Annotated in this window: 22 protein-coding genes and 2 rRNA genes; 23 read left to right on the forward strand and 1 reads right to left on the reverse strand. The window is 36.6% G+C overall.

Annotated features, from left to right (window positions below):
* From NY607_RS22740 to rsmI, 13 genes are all read left to right on the forward strand, one after another.
* Window positions 1-125, forward strand: a 23S ribosomal RNA gene (locus NY607_RS22740); the annotation flags it as partial.
* 69 nt (window positions 126-194) lie between these two features.
* Window positions 195-310, forward strand: a 5S ribosomal RNA gene (rrf, locus tag NY607_RS22745).
* A 105-nt stretch (window positions 311-415) separates the two neighbouring features.
* Window positions 416-853, forward strand: a complete 438-nt coding sequence (locus tag NY607_RS22750) for an SRPBCC family protein (RefSeq protein ID WP_259420414.1) — start codon at window positions 416-418, stop codon at window positions 851-853.
* Between the two features lie 279 nt (window positions 854-1,132).
* Window positions 1,133-2,557, forward strand: coding sequence for an aminotransferase class I/II-fold pyridoxal phosphate-dependent enzyme (locus NY607_RS22755; RefSeq protein ID WP_483869384.1), 1,425 nt, complete (start codon window positions 1,133-1,135; stop codon window positions 2,555-2,557).
* A gap of 17 nt (window positions 2,558-2,574) precedes the next feature.
* Complete coding sequence (tmk, locus tag NY607_RS22760) at window positions 2,575-3,204, forward strand: dTMP kinase (protein ID WP_259420415.1); 630 nt, start codon at window positions 2,575-2,577, stop codon at window positions 3,202-3,204.
* Window positions 3,205-3,516: 312 nt separating this feature from the next.
* On the forward strand, window positions 3,517-3,846 hold the full coding sequence (locus NY607_RS22765; protein ID WP_004229230.1) for a cyclic-di-AMP receptor: 330 nt from the start codon (window positions 3,517-3,519) through the stop codon (window positions 3,844-3,846).
* A 108-nt stretch (window positions 3,847-3,954) separates the two neighbouring features.
* The gene (locus NY607_RS22770; RefSeq protein ID WP_131522709.1) at window positions 3,955-4,395 is read left to right on the forward strand and encodes a YaaR family protein; all 441 of its coding nucleotides are present in this window, start codon (window positions 3,955-3,957) and stop codon (window positions 4,393-4,395) included.
* Between the two features lie 150 nt (window positions 4,396-4,545).
* A complete protein-coding gene (gene holB / locus NY607_RS22775; protein ID WP_048395429.1) occupies window positions 4,546-5,550 on the forward strand; it encodes a DNA polymerase III subunit delta' in 1,005 nt (334 codons plus the stop codon).
* Window positions 5,543-6,358 carry a PSP1 domain-containing protein gene (locus NY607_RS22780; protein ID WP_048395431.1) on the forward strand — a complete coding sequence of 272 codons (816 nt, stop codon included), beginning with the start codon at window positions 5,543-5,545 and terminating at the stop codon, window positions 6,356-6,358. Before holB ends, NY607_RS22780 begins: the two co-directional genes overlap by 8 nt.
* A 27-nt stretch (window positions 6,359-6,385) precedes the next feature.
* Entirely contained in the window at window positions 6,386-6,742 is a 357-nt protein-coding gene (gene yabA / locus NY607_RS22785; RefSeq protein ID WP_004229222.1) for a DNA replication initiation control protein YabA, read from the forward strand.
* Between the two features lie 63 nt (window positions 6,743-6,805).
* Complete coding sequence (locus tag NY607_RS22790) at window positions 6,806-7,555, forward strand: tRNA1(Val) (adenine(37)-N6)-methyltransferase (protein WP_131522707.1); 750 nt, start codon at window positions 6,806-6,808, stop codon at window positions 7,553-7,555.
* On the forward strand, window positions 7,539-7,802 hold the full coding sequence (locus NY607_RS22795; RefSeq protein WP_004229219.1) for a GIY-YIG nuclease family protein: 264 nt from the start codon (window positions 7,539-7,541) through the stop codon (window positions 7,800-7,802). The genes NY607_RS22790 and NY607_RS22795 overlap by 17 nt, the downstream gene beginning before the upstream one ends.
* A complete protein-coding gene (rsmI, locus tag NY607_RS22800; RefSeq protein WP_131522706.1) occupies window positions 7,799-8,674 on the forward strand; it encodes a 16S rRNA (cytidine(1402)-2'-O)-methyltransferase in 876 nt (291 codons plus the stop codon). The genes NY607_RS22795 and rsmI overlap by 4 nt, the downstream gene beginning before the upstream one ends.
* Before the next feature lie 234 nt (window positions 8,675-8,908).
* On the opposite strand, the gene NY607_RS22805 is transcribed toward rsmI, so the two are convergent.
* The gene (locus tag NY607_RS22805) at window positions 8,909-9,187 is read right to left on the reverse strand and encodes a transition state genes transcriptional regulator AbrB (protein WP_004229214.1); all 279 of its coding nucleotides are present in this window, start codon (window positions 9,185-9,187) and stop codon (window positions 8,909-8,911) included.
* 334 nt (window positions 9,188-9,521) lie between these two features.
* Between NY607_RS22805 and metG the strand changes: the two genes are divergently transcribed.
* The 10 genes from metG (at window position 9,522) to NY607_RS22855 (ending at window position 18,605) form a co-directional block, all read left to right on the forward strand.
* Window positions 9,522-11,513 carry a methionine--tRNA ligase gene (metG, locus tag NY607_RS22810; protein ID WP_396631602.1) on the forward strand — a complete coding sequence of 664 codons (1,992 nt, stop codon included), beginning with the start codon at window positions 9,522-9,524 and terminating at the stop codon, window positions 11,511-11,513.
* A 253-nt stretch (window positions 11,514-11,766) separates the two neighbouring features.
* Window positions 11,767-12,537, forward strand: coding sequence for a TatD family hydrolase (locus tag NY607_RS22815; protein WP_048395439.1), 771 nt, complete (start codon window positions 11,767-11,769; stop codon window positions 12,535-12,537).
* A 135-nt stretch (window positions 12,538-12,672) separates the two neighbouring features.
* Window positions 12,673-13,884: a resuscitation-promoting factor gene (locus NY607_RS22820; protein WP_131522703.1), complete on the forward strand. Its 1,212-nt coding sequence runs from the start codon at window positions 12,673-12,675 to the stop codon at window positions 13,882-13,884.
* A 221-nt stretch (window positions 13,885-14,105) separates the two neighbouring features.
* Entirely contained in the window at window positions 14,106-14,672 is a 567-nt protein-coding gene (rnmV, locus tag NY607_RS22825; RefSeq protein WP_131522702.1) for a ribonuclease M5, read from the forward strand.
* Window positions 14,665-15,546, forward strand: a complete 882-nt coding sequence (gene rsmA, locus NY607_RS22830; protein ID WP_048395444.1) for a 16S rRNA (adenine(1518)-N(6)/adenine(1519)-N(6))-dimethyltransferase RsmA — start codon at window positions 14,665-14,667, stop codon at window positions 15,544-15,546. The genes rnmV and rsmA overlap by 8 nt, the downstream gene beginning before the upstream one ends.
* 157 nt (window positions 15,547-15,703) lie before the next feature.
* Window positions 15,704-15,964, forward strand: a complete 261-nt coding sequence (gene veg / locus NY607_RS22835) for a biofilm formation stimulator Veg (RefSeq protein WP_004229199.1) — start codon at window positions 15,704-15,706, stop codon at window positions 15,962-15,964.
* Between the two features lie 113 nt (window positions 15,965-16,077).
* Window positions 16,078-16,257 carry a small, acid-soluble spore protein, alpha/beta type gene (locus NY607_RS22840; RefSeq protein ID WP_004229193.1) on the forward strand — a complete coding sequence of 60 codons (180 nt, stop codon included), beginning with the start codon at window positions 16,078-16,080 and terminating at the stop codon, window positions 16,255-16,257.
* Window positions 16,258-16,477: 220 nt separating this feature from the next.
* The gene (gene ispE, locus NY607_RS22845; RefSeq protein ID WP_259420417.1) at window positions 16,478-17,344 is read left to right on the forward strand and encodes a 4-(cytidine 5'-diphospho)-2-C-methyl-D-erythritol kinase; all 867 of its coding nucleotides are present in this window, start codon (window positions 16,478-16,480) and stop codon (window positions 17,342-17,344) included.
* A 56-nt stretch (window positions 17,345-17,400) separates the two neighbouring features.
* Window positions 17,401-18,234, forward strand: coding sequence for a pur operon repressor (purR, locus tag NY607_RS22850; protein ID WP_004229190.1), 834 nt, complete (start codon window positions 17,401-17,403; stop codon window positions 18,232-18,234).
* Window positions 18,231-18,605: a RidA family protein gene (locus tag NY607_RS22855; RefSeq protein WP_004229189.1), complete on the forward strand. Its 375-nt coding sequence runs from the start codon at window positions 18,231-18,233 to the stop codon at window positions 18,603-18,605. Before purR ends, NY607_RS22855 begins: the two co-directional genes overlap by 4 nt.
* Window positions 18,606-18,678: the final 73 nt, after the last annotated feature.

Below are 18,678 nucleotides of genomic sequence, written 5' to 3' on the forward strand. Positions count from 1 at the left end.
AAGATGAGATTTCCCATTACGCAAGTAAGTAAGATCCCTCAAAGACGATGAGGTAGATAGGTTCGAGGTGGAAGTGTGGTGACACATGGAGCTGACGAATACTAATCGATCGAGGACTTAACCAAAACGTTTGAAACATTCAATGCACCGTTTATCCAGTTTTGAAAGAATAAATCTTTCAATTAAATACAAAGTCTAGTGATGATGGCAAAGAGGTCACACCCGTTCCCATACCGAACACGGAAGTTAAGCTCTTTAGCGCCGATGGTAGTTGGGGGCTTCCCCCTGTGAGAGTAGGACGTCGCTAGGCAAAAAAGTAACCACTGAGAAATCAGTGGTTTTTTTGTGTGTTTTGAAATTTGGAAAATGTTAAAGTTTAATAGAGTGATCAAAATATTCAAAGGGGTGTAATAGAATGGCAACAGGACAATATAGTAAGGTAATCAATATACAGAAAAATAAATTAGAGGGCTTTATTCATAATAAGGAACAATGGGCAGTTTTAATACCAGGTTACTTACATCACGAATTACTAAATGAAGATGATATGATCTGGGTCTTCCAAGGAGACTTTGGCATAATTCAGAAAGCTGTTAAAGTAAAACTTAAAGTACAAAAATCAGAAGTTCATCAAATACAGTTTGATTTAGAGGGTTTATCTGATCCGATAAATGGTAATGGCTCTTTTGAAATCATACAAGATCAAAATGATTCACTACAACTCACTGGTAATTTAACAATGAAAGCTAGTGGATTTTTAGCAGGAATGATGAATCCAGTATTAGATAATTTTGTACCTCGACTGGTTGAGCAATTAGTGGAAGCAATGGCCATTCAAGCATTACAAGATTAGTTATATGGAAATATTGGTGAACCGATTTTGACAGAGAACAGCAATAATCGGTTTTATTTTAATAAGTAAGTCTTACTGCTGCAAAAAAAGATGGTTTGGGTCTAGATGACTCTATTTTTGAGTGAGGCGTCAACGATAATGCCATCAAGCTGTGGTTAATTTTGATGAAAGGGTTTGTTTATTAAATAAAAAGTGGATTACCTAGCGGAGGGATAGCTTTTTTCTCTCCTTATAATTTCGTATAATTAAAAGAGAATCTAACGAAAATGGGTGTTTGTTTTGCAAAAGAAAAAACCAATTATAGAAGGGTTAGAACGTTTTCGACAGCAACAAAATATTTCTTTTCATGTCCCAGGTCATAAGCATGGCGAACTATCCCACCTTCCACAAGCATTTAAGGATGTAATGCGTTATGATGTAACGGAGTTATCTGGATTAGATGATCTACATTACCCTGAAGAAATGATATTAGAAGGCGAAAATTTATTGGCAGATACATATGGAGCAACAAAGAGTTTCTTTTTAGTAGGAGGGTCTACTGTTGGCAATTTAGCAATGATTTATGCTACTTGTAACAAAGGCGATACCATTATTGTTCAGCGTAATGCACATAAATCAATTTTCCATGCTATTGAACTTGTTGGGGCTAAGCCAATTTTTGTGTCTCCGCTATGGGATGAACGGACAATGTCGGCGACACATGTAACTTATAGAGATTTAAAAGAAGCCGTAGAAAATTATTCAGAGGCGAAAGCAGTCGTTTTAACATATCCTACTTATTATGGGATGACTTCGAATGAAATACAGCAACAAATTGCTTATTGTCATGAGAGGGGAATACCTGTATTGGTTGATGAAGCACATGGCGCTCATTTTAATGCATGTACGCTATTTCAGCTATCTGCATTGACACTTGGTGCAGACGTTGTTGTGCAATCAGCTCATAAGACTCTACCTGCTATGACGATGGCTTCATTTATGCATGTTAAGTCGGAATTGATAGAGGCTGACAAAATACATCATTACTTACGCATGTTACAATCTAGTAGTCCATCTTACTTATTATTAGCATCATTAGATGATGCTCGCTATTATGTACAGACATATATGGAGAGTGATGGGGCATATATAATAGAAAAAAAGAATCAATGGGTAGATGCATTACGAGCAATTGGAACATTAGAAGTAATTGAAGTAGATGATCCACTTAAAGTATTGTTACGTGTTAATGGTTATAGTGGCTTTCAATTACAGGAGGCATTAGAGGCAAAGCATGTGTATGGAGAACTTGCAGATGCCAATCAGGTTTTATTTGTGTTACCTTTGCTGAAGCAAGGACATACCTACCCATTTGCTGAAATCAGGGTTCGTATAAAAGAGGCTATAACAACGTTACTAAACACAGCTAAATCAGATAGCATAACGGCCTCTCAAACAGCCTATCATTTTGTACCGATTACTGAGCCTGTATATACTTTTAATGAGGTTGCATCATTAAAGAAAGAATGGTTACCATATATGCGTACAATGGGGCGAATTTCAGCGAATATGATCATTCCTTATCCACCTGGTATACCATTATTAGTACCAGGAGAAAGAATAACAGTAGCTAAGTTAAGTCAATTGGAAGAGCTACTAGCAGCAGGTGCAACATTCCAGGGGAATCATCGTTTAGCAGAAAAAATGATTCAGGTTATTAAATAGTTGGAGGCAATAACAGCATGAATAGCAATTTATTTATTACATTTGAAGGACCAGAGGGAGCAGGGAAAACAACGGTCATTCAAATGATAGCAGAGCGATTAACAAAAAATAATATTGAAGTTCTAGCAACAAGAGAACCAGGTGGAATTGAGATTGCGGAAAAAATAAGAACGATTATTTTAAATCCTGCACATACTGCTATGGATGAACGAACAGAAGCATTGTTATATGCTGCAGCAAGAAGTCAGCATTATTTTGAAAAAGTACGTCCTGCATTAGATGCAGGGAAGTTAGTGATATGTGACCGTTTTATCGATTCCTCTTTAGCCTATCAAGGATATGCAAGAGGTATAGGTGTCAATGAGGTGCTTTCTATTAATGAATTTGCTATTGGAAAGAAATTACCTGACGTGACCATCCTATTTGATCTTGCTCCAGAGGTTGGCTTAGCGCGTATTCATGCAACTGGCAATCGGGAAGTAAACCGCTTAGATGTTGAAAGCTTGGCGTTTCATCAGAAGGTACGTGAAGGATATTTACAATTAGTAGAGCAGTATCCAGATCGAATACGTGTAGTCAACGCGGATCAAGATATTGAAAATGTTGTGGAAGATGTATGGTCATTATTATTGGAAGCAATGCAGTAAATGCATGAAGTTGTCTACAACAATGTGATATAATGATACTATCCATTAATTTATCTTCACTAAGAGGGCATCATTGGTAAAAGTACCTCTTAGGTCTGACACGCCTTCGTGTAGATACATTATGTGTTTAGGGAACCTTGTAGATGTCTCTTTTAAAACTTTCTTATAGAGTTTTTGTGTCAACATGATGATGTTCCTCTAGTTTAACAGAAGTTTAAACTTCCGATGAACTAAGATAAATATTTATAAGCTAAGGCTTAAGAATAGAATTGAAATCTATCTAGGTGAATTTTATAAAAGGGGTGAGTGCGAATGAAGTTAGTCGTAGCTGTAGTGCAAGATCAGGATAGCAGCCGCTTATCAAATGCTTTAACGAAAAATCAGTTTCGCGCAACTAAATTAGCGAGCACAGGAGGATTTTTACGTTCAGGAAATACGACATTTCTTATAGGAACTGAAGACTCTCTCATACCCAAACTTTTAGATATTATTCGGGATAATTGTCGGGCAAGAGAGCAAATGGTTGCACCCGTTTCTCCGTTAGGAGGAAATGCTGATTCCTATATACCTTACCCTGTGGAGGTAGAGGTGGGAGGAGCTACCGTATTTGTTTTACCGATTGAACAATTCCATCATTTTTAAAAAGTAGCCTCCGAAGCTAAAGCATTGATTATTTGTTACTATTAAACATTTTATTTAAAAGCGATTATGCCTAGGAGAATAGATGAAAATTGTGGGGGCGAAACCAGCTTGAAGATTAATCAAGATATACGTGTCGGGGTAAATACAAATCGCAAAGAGCCACTACAAAATAATAATCAAAATAACCGATTTGGAGATATGGTCGTCAAGCAAGGTAATAAGCTGCAAACAGAACAACTCACACGTTTGTTAGGGGATATATCTACTGCAGGGGACCGAGTAGCTAGATCACGTAATTTACGAGAACTTGCTAGGTTTAAAATGCTTGTTAAACGATTTCTACAAGAGACAGTAGAACATGGTATGGAGTTAAAACAATCACATACTTGGAATCGTTTTGGTGAAGGAAGACGTCTGAAAATCATTGAAACCATTGATACACGTCTTGTCGAGCTTGCACAGGATCTCTTAGACGAAGAAAAAGAAGCAATAGATCTTCTTGATAAAATCGGTGAAATTAAAGGCTTACTAATTAATTTATATATGTAAAACCCGTGTCTCGTTCTCATTTAGGCGCGGGCTTTTTTCAAATGTTGATGTGGCTACTCGCCATTAAAGTAAACAACTGTAATGTTTCTTTACAAGAAGTGCAAAAATAGTATCACCTTTTGTTATAGAGACAGGAAGGAATTTAAATGTATGGCCAAGAATGTTGAAGAGCTACTCACACTGCAACCAGTCGTAATGAAGCAGCTTCAAACAATATTTGACAAGAATAGATTAGCACATGCATATATTTTTGATGGCGAAAAAGGGACAGGCAAGGCAGATATTATGCACTTTTTTGTCAAATTAATGTTATGCGAGCAACCAAGTGGAAATGTTCCATGTGAAACATGTCGAAATTGCAAACGTGTAGATTCGGGAAATCATCCAAATATTCATCAAATTTATCCAGATGGTCAATTCATAAAAATTGATCAGATGCGAGAACTTATCGGAGAAATGAAAATGGTGGGTGTAGAAGAAGGACGTAAGATTTATGTGCTTCATCATGCAGACCGTCTTAATACAGCCTCTGCAAATATGATACTTAAATTTTTAGAGGAGCCAGAAGGAGAAGTAACTGCCATATTACTAACTGAGCAAATGCAGTCAATTCTTCCAACTATCCGTTCTCGTTGTCAACATATCAAATTTCAAAAAATGCCACGTCATGTTTTGTTGAAGCATTTACAGGAAAATAATATTTCTCATTCAATGGCCTCAACAGTAAGCATGATGACAAATGAGCTCGAAACAGCGATATTTTTAGCAAATGATGAGCAGTTTGCACTCGCTCGAAAAACAGTGTTAAAATTAGTAGAGGCCATTCGGCAAAATGTACACGAAGCATTGCTTATTGTGCATGAAGAGTGGTTGCCTCACTTTAAAGAAAAAAGCGAGATGGAGCAAGCATTGGATTTACTACTATTTGCTTACCGTGATATAGTGTCAATAAAAGCTAATCCCGAGGCAGCTTGTACTTATCCAGACATGTTACCATTATTTAAAGAAGTTGCGTTATATTCCACTTATGAAAGATTATCAAATCAGATGGAATCTATTTTACAAGCACGCGCCTCTTTACAGCGTAACATGAATAGGACGTTATTGATGGAGCAGTTAATGCTAAATCTGCAGGAGGGATATACATTTGTATAATGTAGTAGGAGTCCGCTTTAAAAAGGCGGGTAAAATATATTATTTTGATCCGGCATCATTTCTACTAGAGGATAGTCAATATGTTATTGTAGAGACAGCCCGCGGTGTAGAGTATGGAAAAGTAGTTGTTCCTCAAAAAGTTGTGGGTGATAATGATGTTGTATTACCACTAAAACAAGTACTCAGACCAGCAGATGATCGTGATCGTATACAAGTAGAGGAAAATGCAGCGGAATCAAAGCGTGCATTTGAGCTCGCTAGTACTAAAATTATAGAGCATAATTTAGAAATGAAACTTGTAGATGTTGAATATACATTTGATCGTAATAAAATTATTTTTTACTTTACAGCTGAAGGACGAGTTGATTTTAGGGATCTAGTAAAAGATTTAGCCTCGGTTTTTAGAACACGTATTGAACTTCGTCAAATTGGTGTGCGTGATGAAGCCAAGCTTTTAGGTGGTATCGGTCCATGTGGTAGAATGCTTTGTTGTTCTACATTTTTGGGTGATTTTGAGCCCGTTTCGATTAAAATGGCTAAAGATCAAAACCTATCATTAAATCCTTCAAAAATATCTGGCCTTTGTGGACGTTTAATGTGTTGCTTAAAGTATGAAAATGATGAATATGAAGAAGCAAAAGAGGGCATGCCAGATGTTGGTGAGATAACAATGACACCAGATGGCCGAGGGAAAGTAGTAGGGCTAAATGTGCTGGAAAGACTTATTCAAGTATATTTACATGAGCAGGAACGCACAGTTGAGTATACACTAGAAGAACTGCTAGCATGCGAAAAAAATCTTATTTAAGATAGAGAATTTAACGAGGTGGCTTGGGTGAAGGACCGTAATTTCTTAGATACCGTTATGGAGTTCGAACAACAGCTCGAAGCAATGCAGGAGCAATTTGGTGCATTGAAACAATTTGTAGCGTTAATGATGGAAGAGCATAAGGCGCTTGAAACAGAAAATCATCACCTACGTACACGTCTAGAAGAACTACTTTCTAATACAAACTCCGTACAAGCTGCTGAAGTAAAGAAAGAGAGTCCGCTAGATATTGGTGAGGGATATGATAACTTAGCTCGCCTCTACCAAGAGGGCTTCCATGTTTGCCATGTTCATTTTGGAAGTTCACGTAAGGGTGAGGATTGTCTGTTTTGTCTATCATTTTTAAATAAACAAAATGTGTAATAAAAGGCTGATTCCCGCTACGGTGGTGTCAGTCTTTTGTTTTGTAGCGTAGGAGGAGTAAGCATGGAAAAATGGCTAAAAGGTGACGAGCGGTTAGATTATTTGTTGGCTGAGAATTTACGTATTATTCAAAGTCCCTCTGTCTTTTCGTTCTCATTAGATGCAGTATTGCTTTCGAAGTTTGTCAGTATTCCTTATCATAAGGGAAAAATTGTTGATTTATGCTCAGGAAATGGTGTGATCCCACTTTTTTTAAGTGCACGTACAAAGGGACAGATAACAGGAGTAGAAATTCAGCCACGTTTGTTTGAGATGGCAGAGAGAAGTATCCGTTACAATCAGCTAGAACAGCAAATTCAAATGATTCTTGGAGATGTTAAAGAAATACCGAAACAACTTGGCATTGAAAAGTATGATGTGGTTACCTGTAATCCACCCTATTTTTTAGCACATGAAGCAAGTGATAAAAATCTTAGTGAGCATCATGCCATTGCACGCCATGAATTGTATTTAACATTGGAAGAAGCGATTCAATCAGCAAGTAAATTATTAAAGCAAGGGGGCAAGGCCGCATTTGTCCACCGACCAGGGCGATTATTAGATATTGTGACAGCTATGCGAGCAAATCGCATAGAGCCTAAACGGATGCAGCTCATTTATCCAAAGGAAGGAAAAGAGGCGAATACATTATTAATAGAAGGAATAAAAGATGGCAAGCCTGATTTAAAAATTCTGCCGCCGTTGTATGTTTATGATGCCAATAATGAATACACGACAGAAGTGAGAGAAATTCTTTATGGAAAAGAGCAATAATCACTACTTTTATGTGTTAGAGTGTGCTGATCAAACTCTTTATGCAGGGTATACAAATAATATAGAAAAACGTGTTGCTGTACATAACGCTGGTAAAGGAGCAAAATATACAAGAGCTAGAGGTCCAGTGAAATGTATTTACAAAGAAATATTCGAGACAAAGCAAGAAGCAATGCGTGCTGAATATGCCTTTAAGCAATTAACAAGAACACAGAAAATTAATTATATAAGGAGGGGTGAATCGTGAAATCACAAAAAAGTACAATACACGATCAGACAGGTTGTTTATATCTGGTAGGAACACCTATTGGTAATTTAGAGGATATGAGTGTGCGTGCACTTCGCATTTTAAAAGAAGCAGATATAATCGCTGCAGAAGATACTAGAAACACCAAAAAGCTGTGTAACTACTTTGAGATTGACACACCACTAATCAGCTACCATGAGCATAATATAGCTGTAGGTGGAGAAAAATTATTAACATTACTACAAGAAGGAAAAACAATTGCATTAGTAAGTGATGCAGGTTTACCTTGTATTTCTGATCCAGGTGCAGATATAGTGGAAAAAGCAATTGCCCAAAACTTTTCTGTTGTACCAGTACCAGGGCCTAATGCAGCAATTTCAGCATTAATTGCATCTGGGTTATCGCCACAACCATTTTTCTTTTATGGATTTTTGAATCGCGGAAAAAAGGAACGTCGCCAGCAATTAGAACAATTAAAAAAACGCCAAGAAACGATTTTACTATATGAGGCACCACATCGCTTAAAGGATACATTAAAAGATATGGAAGCTATACTCGGAGAACGTCGTATTGTTTTAGCTCGAGAGCTGACAAAGAAGTTTGAAGAGTTTTTACGAGGTACTTTGTCTGAAGCTGTAGAATGGTCACAAACTGAAGAAATACGAGGAGAGTTTTGTATTGTTCTTGAAGGTAATAGCTGTGTAGAAGAGGAAGATCGTGAAGAAGCCTATTGGCAAAACATGTCCATTGTTGAACATGTGGATTTCATTATCAATCAATCGAATGTATCTTCAAAAGAGGCCATTAAAGAAGTAGCTAAGTTAAGGCAAGTGGCAAAGCGAGATGTTTATAATGAATATCATAGTGAATAATAGTAAAGAGTTACCTTATTAGGGTAGCTCTTTATTTTTATTTGTTAATGACACCGAAACTTAAAAGTTGAAAAGTAATAATTTTGAGACACAATTTTAAATTGATAATAATTGTAAATAATAGTAATCTTAAAATAGAAAGGTCTGACATGGACATTATAAGGGCTTAAGAATTTGGTTATATTAATAAACAGAAACACCTAAATCACTGTTTTGATTTAGGTGAGTAACTAATTATTTTTTTAAGTTAGATTGAATTTCTTTAACTAACATTTCAGCGCCTTCTGGACTTAAAATTAATTTGCCTCCAACTAGACGGAAGTTATCATCTGAAACTTCACCAGTAACAGCACATGTCATATTAGGCATATATTTTTTTAAGATGATTTTATCATCATCCACATAGATTTCTAAAGCGTCCTTTTCAGCAATACCTAGCGTACGGCGTAACTCGATAGGAATTACTACACGACCTAACTCATCGACTTTACGAACAATCCCTGTTGATTTCATAATAGATTTCCTCCTAATTTATAAAAGTTATATTGGTATTTCGTCAAATTTCGACATTATTTCGTTGTCTGATAGTTATCATACCAAGTAATGCCATAAACGTCAATTAATTAATGCACTAATATTATGGTTTTTAAAAAAAATTTTTGAGAAGAATGCAGGTATTTTAATTTTTTTAAAAGGTTTTTAATAAATATTTTTGTTAATAGTAAAAAAGGTTCTTATTTAAGTCATTTAATGGATTAAATATATTATTCGACATTTTTCGCGTTTAATAAACTTTCATTGAAACGAATTTCGTACTTCGTTAGAATAGAAAGTATATTGTAAAACAATGGAGGCAGTTCTTGTGAGTGAACAACAAAAAACATTCTATATAACAACACCCATTTACTATCCAAGTGGGAAATTTCATATTGGTACGGCATATACAACAGTAGCATCTGATACTATTGCACGCTATAAACGTTTAAAAGGTTATGATGTACGCTTTTTAACAGGAATGGACGAACATGGCCAAAAAATTCAAGAAAAAGCAGCAGAAGCGGGTAAACATCCTCAAGATTATGTAAATGAAATTGCCGATGCTGCGAAAAAACTTTGGGGTTTAATGGATATTTCTTATGATGACTTTATTCAAACAACGCAGGATCGACATACGAAAGCTGTCGAAAAGATTTTCCAAAAGTTTTTAGATAATGGTGATATCTATAAAGGTGAATATGAAGGTTGGTACTGTACACCGTGTGAATCATTCTTTACTGAGACTCAACTAGTTGACGGGAACTGTCCAGATTGTGGTCGTCCGGTGCATAAGGTTAAAGAAGAATCGTACTTCTTTAATATGAAGAAATATGCAGATCGTTTATTAGCTTATTATGAAGAAAACCTTGAATTCATTGAGCCAGAATCACGGAAAAATGAAATGATTAACAACTTCATTAAACCAGGGCTAGAGGATTTATCGGTATCAAGAACATCCTTCGACTGGGGAATTAAAGTACCAGGAGATCCAAAGCATGTTATTTATGTATGGGTTGATGCATTAACGAATTATATTACAGCCTTAGGTTATCTATCAGAAGATGAATCATTATTCAATAAATATTGGCCAGCAGATGTACATGTAGTTGGCAAGGATATTGTTCGTTTCCACACGATTTATTGGCCAATCTTCTTAATGGCATTAGATTTGCCATTACCGAAAAAGGTATTTGCTCATGGTTTTATTATGATGAAAGACGGTAAAATGTCTAAATCAAAAGGCAATGTAATTTATCCTGAAATGTTAATCGAGCGTTATGGTCTAGATGCCACACGTTATTTCCTATTACGAGAATTACCATTTGGCTCTGATGGGGTATTTTCACCAGAATCATTTATTGAACGTACAAACTTTGATCTGGCTAATGATTTAGGGAACTTATTAAATCGTACAATTTCAATGATTAATAAATATTTTGATGGTATTATTCCGACAGAAAATCTTCAACCGACAGAATTTGATGCAGCTTTAAAAGAGCAAGCTGAGTCGGTACGTATTAAATATGAAGAAAGTATGGAAAAAATGCAATTTAGTGTCGTTCTTGCTGACTTATGGACGCTTGTTTCACGCACAAATAAGTATATAGATGAGACACAACCATGGGTGTTAGCAAAGGAAGAGTCAGACAAGCCAAAATTAGGTGCAGTTATGCGAAATTTGGCAGAAAGCTTACACCAAATCGCTGTCATGTTGCAACCATTTATGACAACAACTCCTAAACGTATGATCGATCAGTTAGGATTAGATGACAAATTCTTAGCATGGGATACAATTGCAACATTCGGCAATACTATTCCAGCAAACATTAAAGTGGTAGAAAAAGGGATACCGATTTTCCCACGCTTAGAAAATGAGGTTGAGATTACTTATATTCGTGAGGAAATGCGTGGGTCTGTGAAAACACCACAGGATGAAGAAATTAAAAAGGTAGCAAAAACTGAAGAAAATCCAGAAATTCCTGAAATTACTATTGATGATTTTATGAAAGTTGATTTGCGTGTAGCTACTGTGACTGCATGTGAAACTGTTCCGAAAGCAGATAAATTATTAAAGCTACAAGTTGATCTAGGATATGAGCAACGTCAAGTAGTTTCAGGTATTGCGAAATTCTATACACCAGATGATTTAATAGGTCAAAAAGTGATTGTCGTAGCAAATTTAAAACCAGTAAAATTACGTGGTGAAATATCACAAGGAATGATTTTAGCTGGTGAGAAAGATGGAATTTTAAAATTAGCATCAGTTGATCCTAAACTTGAAAATGGTGCAAAAGTAAAGTAATGAACTTAAGGAAGGCCTGCTGAATATGAATTATTCAGCAGGCTTTTCAAATCTGTTAGAGAAATCGGGATTAAATTATTTTGATATAATTTATGATGCGTGAAAAACTTGGTTTTATGAGCCCGAAGAACTACTTGAAGTAATGTCGATTAAGTGGAATGTCACAATGTCGAATAGTTTGTAATGAAATTGTAATGATCACGAAAAATATGAAATAATAAATTTTAATAAAATCAATGTTAGGAGAATGAAGATGTTTATAGATACACACGTACATTTAAACGCAGATCAGTATGAGGAAGATCTTCAAGAAGTGATTGATAGAGCTCTTGAAGCTAAAGTAGAACGAATGGTAGTTATTGGTTTCGACCGTAAAACCATTGAGAGAACAATGCAATTAATAGAGCAATATGATTTTGTTTACGGTGTCATTGGCTGGCATCCAGTAGACGCTATTGATTGTACTCAACAAGATTTAGAGTGGATTGAGCAATTAGCTTCACATCCAAAAATAGTTGGCATTGGTGAAACGGGATTGGACTACTATTGGGATAAGTCTCCAAAAGACGTTCAACAGGAACTTTTTCGCAAGCAAATTCAATTAGCTCAAAAGATCAATTTACCAATCGTTATTCATAATAGGGATGCAACAGGTGATGTTGTACAAATTTTACGTGAAGAAAATGCTGCATCCGTAGGGGGGGTTATGCACTGCTTTAGTGGGAGTGTAGAAACAGCGCGTGAATGTATAGCTATGAATTTTATGATTAGTCTTGGGGGACCAGTGACATTTAAAAATGCACGTCTACCAAAGGAAGTAGCGACAGAAATTGCTCTTGAGCACTTGATGATTGAAACAGACGCTCCTTATTTAGCTCCACATCCACATCGAGGTAAACGCAATGAACCCGCTTTCGTGCCTTTAGTTGCTGAGGAAATCGCACGTTTGAAAGGGTTGACAATTGAGGAAATTGCACAAGCAACTACAGCCAATGCGAAAAATTTTTTTGGGATTGACAATTAACTAGCTTAGATGCCTCCAATACAGGGTTTGTGGTTGGCAAAAAACAAGAAGTCAATTTTCAGAGAAATACTTTCGGGTTGACAGTGCCAAAACTAGTCCGTATAATCCAACCTTGTATTAAGGAGGCGTTTTTTCATGTCAAATAATTCCATGAAAAACTTGTTCTTAGGATCATTGAGGAGTAAGCAAACAGTGATAAGAATTATTTCACTTGTCCTGTTTGTGTCTGTAATCTCTTTCGTGCTTTATCAAGGTACGAAAAAATCCGTTAAGCTTGAAGCAAATGGAGAAACAATCGAAGTATCAACACATGCCAAAACTGTAGAACAATTATTACAAAATCAAAATATAGATATAGCAGAGCATGACAAAATTTCACCCTCTCTGAACACCAAAATTGTTAATGGATTAGCAATTACATGGGAACAGGCAAAAGAAGTAACTATTTCAGTTGATGGAAATCAGTCAAAAGTTTGGACAACTGAAACACTTGTGAAGAACATTTTGAAGGAAGCAAATATTAAAGTATCTGAACATGACTCTTTAGCGCAAGGTCTAGATACTGAAGTAGGAGCAGAAAACAAAATCGATATTCAAAAAGCGTTTCAAGTAGCGCTTGTCGATGGCGTAAATAAAAGACAAGTATGGTCCACTTCGACTACGGTCGCTAACTTTTTAAAACAACAAGGAATTCAGCTAAATGAATTCGATCGTGTCGAAAATAACCTGGAGAACGTTATTACTCCGGAGAGTAAAATCACAGTAGTTCGCGTAGAAAAGGTTATCGATGTAGTGGAAGACTCTTTAGATTTCGCAGTTGAAAAGAAGCAGGATGCTTCATTGCAAAAGGGGAAACAAAAAGTAGTAGCAACGGGCGAGAAGGGTTCGGTTTCTCGTACGTATGAAGTTGTCAAAGAAAACGGTAAGGTTGTGGCAAAAAACCTGCAATCTGAGAAAGTATTAAAAGAGCCGAAAAAACAAGTGGTTGCAGTAGGCACAAAAACAATCGTTGCAAGTGCAGCAACTGTGTCACGTGGTTCTGCAGAGCCTGCTAACGGTAAAGAATTTTATGTAACGGCAACAGCATATACACCATATTGCAACGGTTGCACTGGTACATCAGCAACTGGTATAAACCTACGTTCAAATTCTGGCTTGAAGGTGATCGCAGTTGACCCTTCTGTTATTAAGTTAGGATCAAAGGTTTGGGTAGAAGGCTATGGAACTGCTATAGCTGGGGATACTGGTGGGTCAATTAAGGGTAATAAGATTGACATACTTGTACAAACAGATGCCCAAGCACGTAACTGGGGACGTAAGAAAGTGCGCGTTAAAGTATTAAATTAAAAAAATTGTAAAATTAATCAAAATGTTTTTTCACAAATGGAGCTTTCCTGTTTTGACTGGCGGGAAGGCTTCTTTATTATTTTTTAGCAAATGATGCGGTAAGGTATGTAGAGAGTAAGTTAGATAAGATAAGCTCATCTGGACCTAGTATTCCTGTACAAATTGTATAGAGCAGTTGTAAAATGGTCAGAAGATAAGGTAGATAGAAAAGAGGAGCCTTTTTGCAAATTAAAGAAATTATTGTTGTTGAAGGAAAAGATGATACGACAGCTATTAAACGTGCTGTACAAGCAGATACTATAGAAACAAATGGATCTGCAATTACTGAAGAAACGTTAAAGCGAATTCAGCACGCCCAAGAAAAACGTGGAGTTATTGTATTTACTGATCCAGACTATCCAGGACGTCGTATACGGGCCATTATCGAGGAGCGTGTAAAAGGGGTGAAGCATGCCTTTTTACCAAAAGCGAAAACGATTGCTAAAAACGGTAAAGGGTTAGGGATTGAGCATGCTGCTGATGATGATATACGTGAGGCACTACAACATGTCTATACCCTTTCACATGAGGGGCTAAACGAAGAGGTAATTACATTGGAAGATTTAATGACTGCTTGTTTAATTGGACATCCACAATCAAAGCAGCGTCGTGATAGACTAGGGGAAATCTTAAATATAGGTGCTACAAATGGTAAACAACTTCATAAAAGATTGAAAATGTTTCAGATTACAGAGGAGCAATTTGGTGCGGCTATCGCACAGTTAGATCAGGAGGAAAATGATGCATAAGGATATTGCTACACCAATTCGAACACAAGAAATTTTAAAAAAATATGGATTTTCATTTAAAAAAAGTTTAGGTCAAAACTTCTTAATTGACCCGAACATTTTAAGAAATATAGTGAGTCACGCTAATTTAACTGAGAATAGTGGCGCAATCGAAGTTGGTCCTGGAATTGGGGCATTAACGGAGCATTTGGCGAGAAGCGCTAAAAAGGTAGTTTCCTTTGAAATTGACCAACGTTTATTACCTGTACTAGAAGATACGCTTAGTCCATATAATAATGTATCTATCATTCACTCTGACATACTTAAGGCAGATGTGGAGAAAGTAATTGCAGATGAGATGCCAGGTATTGATGATATTATGGTTGTAGCAAATTTACCGTATTATGTAACGACTCCAATTTTACTGAAATTACTCAATGACCGATTACCGATCCGTGGTTTTGTAGTGATGATGCAGAAAGAGGTAGCAGACCGTATAACGGCTAAGCCAGGTACGAAAGAATATGGTTCTTTATCAATTGCAATACAATATTACGTGAAAGCAGATATTGCAATGACAGTTCCAAAAACAGTTTTCATGCCGCAACCTAACGTCGACTCTGCTGTAATTCGCCTTATCAAGCATGAGGAACCACCAGTAAAAGTAATAGATGAGGATTTTTTATTTGTTGTAACGCGTGCCTCATTCGTACAGCGAAGAAAAACAATCTATAATAACCTGCAATCTGGTTTACCTAATGGAAAGGCACAAAAGGATCAAATTTTACAGGCATTAGAGTTAGCAAATATTGAGCCAACTCGCCGAGGAGAAACACTTTCAATTCAAGAGTTTGGGAAATTAGCGGATGCACTGCATCCTGTTTTTGCAAAGTAAAAATTTTTGTTAACAATTTTTCGGATATGTAAAAAAATATATATTTTTTTATAAAAAATAAGTTGACAAGTTTTATAAGAGGCTGATAAAATATTATATTTTGTTGACATTTTTGGGCCTTTAGCTTATACTTGTTATTAGTGAGGTGTAAGCGAAAATGCCAAAAACTTTAGCGGACATTAAAAAGTCGTTGGATTGTCATTTGGGTAAACGTTTGCAATTAAAAGCAAACGGTGGTCGCAAGAAAACGGTTGAGTGTGCAGGGATACTACGTGAGACATATCGCGCCATCTTTGTAGTAGAGCTCGATCAAGAAGACAATACGTGCAAGCGCGTATCGTATAGCTACACAGATATTTTAACTGAAGCAGTAGAGATTACATTTTTAGACGAAGCAAAGGCTGCTGTCGCAAAATAGTTTCTAGTACTTATTTCTATATTTTAGAAACACTCATGTATATTAAAAATACATGAGTGTTTTGCGTTTTCACGGGCATACTAAATTCGTCAGTTGTTAAAGGAGGAGTTTATATGCCTAGAAAAGGTATCATGTCACCTCGTTTAAAAGAAGAGATCGCAAAAGAACTTGGATTTTATGATGTTGTGCAAAAGGAAGGCTGGGGCGGCATAAAAGCTCGTGATGCTGGTAATATGGTCAAACGTGCCATAGAAATGGCTGAACGGGCAAGTAGTGAGCAAGAGCGTAAGTAGGCTGTTTTTGCTAAAATAGTCATCTTATAAAGTTTCATTCAGCAGGGATGAAAATCCTTACTGACACAACAAATACAACTGACGAGAGAGAGCCGTTACTCCGAATAGGGTAAACGGTTCTTTTTTTCCATTTTCGTATTCTCAGTATGGTAAAATAAAATGAATAATCTTGCGCGAAAAAAAGAACTGTTTATACGTGTAGCTATAAGGAGGAAGAAAGATGCTTTATGTAAAGGCGCCTGCAAAAATTAATTTAACATTAGATGTACTTTATAAAAGACCGGATAATTTTCACGAAGTGGAGATGGTTATGACAACAGTCGATTTAGCTGATCGTATCAGTCTTGAATCTCGAGAAGATGGTGTTATTCAAATAATTTCAACAGATAATTTTGTACCAAATGACCATCGTAATTTTGCTTATCAGGCAGCGCGTCTCATTAAAGATACATATGGCATTAGACAAGGTGTATCCATTACGATTGAAAAGGAAATCCCCATAGCAGCAGGACTCGCAGGAGGTAGTAGTGATGCAGCTGCAACATTAAAAGGGCTAAATGAACTGTGGGATTTAGGTTTATCAATAGATGAATTAGCGGAACTTGGTGCTAAAATTGGTTCGGATGTTTCGTTTTGTGTTTACGGAGGCACGGCACTCGCTACAGGACGAGGCGAAAAAATAAAGGAATTACCAGCTCCACCTAATTGTTGGGTTGTACTAGCTAAGCCTAAAATTGGTGTGTCGACAGCAGAAGTTTATGGGGGTCTTAAGGTTGAAGGACTGCAACACCCCAATACACAGCAGATGATACAAGCTATAGAGACAAAAGATTATGAGCTATTATGTTCTTCATTAGGAAATGTTTTGGAAACTGTAACATTTAAGCTACACCCAGAAGTTGTGATGTTAAAGGAACAAATGAAGCGCTTTGGGGCAGATGCCACGTTAATGAGTGGAAGCGGTCCAACTGTATTTGGGCTAGTGGATAGTGAAGCTCGTGTAAGTCGCGTTTATAACGGTTTACGTGGTTTTTGTGAGGAAGTTTATGCAGTACGAATTTTAGGTGAGCGAAATACGCTTGCTTAGAAACGCAAATTTGTGTTAATTTTACCTATAAATATTCGTGTTTAGGAGAGGGTCGCATGAAATGGAAGCGTAGTGAACGACTAGTTGATATGACGTACTACTTACTAGAACATCCACATCAGCTGATCCCGCTAACTTATTTTTCAGAACTATATCAATCTGCTAAGTCATCCATTAGTGAAGATTTAACGATTGTAAAAGAAACATTCGAAGAAAAAGGAATCGGGTTATTGATGACAGTGCCGGGTGCTGCAGGAGGAGTAAAATATATTCCGAAAATGTCCGAGGCTGAAGTACGTTTAGTGATTCAAGATTTAAAAGCAGAGCTAGAACATTCAGATCGATTGTTACCAGGTGGTTACCTATTTATGACAGACTTACTTGGAAACCCAGATTTAATTAATCGTGTAGGAAAGGTCTTTGCTTCTGCCTTTGCAGATCAACAAATCGATGTCATAATGACAGTAGCAACTAAAGGGATATCCATCGCCCATGCCATTGCAAGACATTTAAATGTACCAGTGGTTGTTGTGAGAAGAGATAGTAAAGTAACAGAAGGTTCTACAGTAAGCATTAACTACGTATCTGGTTCTTCCAGAAGAATTCAGACAATGGTATTATCAAAAAGAAGCATGAAGAGTGGACAACGTGTGTTAATTACGGACGACTTTATGAAGGTCGGCGGTACTATGAATGGCATGAAAAACCTCTTAGAGGAGTTTGACTGTCAGCTAGCAGGCATTGCAGTGCTTGTGGAGGCTGAGCACGCGGACGAAACATTAGTAGATGATTATTATTCGCTTGTAAAGCTTCATGAAGTTAATGAAAAAGATCGAACAATTGCATTAAGTGAAGGTAACTATTTTTCTAAAAGGGGACATGACAAATGAAAGTAGTAGCAACAACAAATGCACCAGCAGCAATCGGACCATATTCACAAGGTATTATTGTTAACGGTATGTTTTATAGCTCTGGTCAAATTCCATTAACAGCTACAGGTGATTTAGTGGAAGGCGATATAACTGTACAAACAAATCAAGTATTTGCTAATTTAAAAGCTGTTTTAGCGGAAGCTGGAACTTCTTTAGATAATGTTGTGAAAACAACGGTCTTTATGAAAGATATGAATGACTTTGTAGCGATGAATGAAGTTTATGCAAATCATTTCGGTGATCATAAACCAGCTCGTTCAGCTGTAGAGGTAGCCCGTCTTCCGAAAGATGTAAAAGTAGAAATCGAAGTAATTGCAATCGTAAAATAAATAAAACTTATTAAGCTCACTAAAGAGAAACTTTATTCTTTTTAGTGGGTTTTTTTACGCCGACAAACAATTG

The organism is Lysinibacillus sp. A4 (genome assembly GCF_024919535.1).
GTDB lineage: Bacteria > Bacillota > Bacilli > Bacillales_A > Planococcaceae > Lysinibacillus > Lysinibacillus capsici.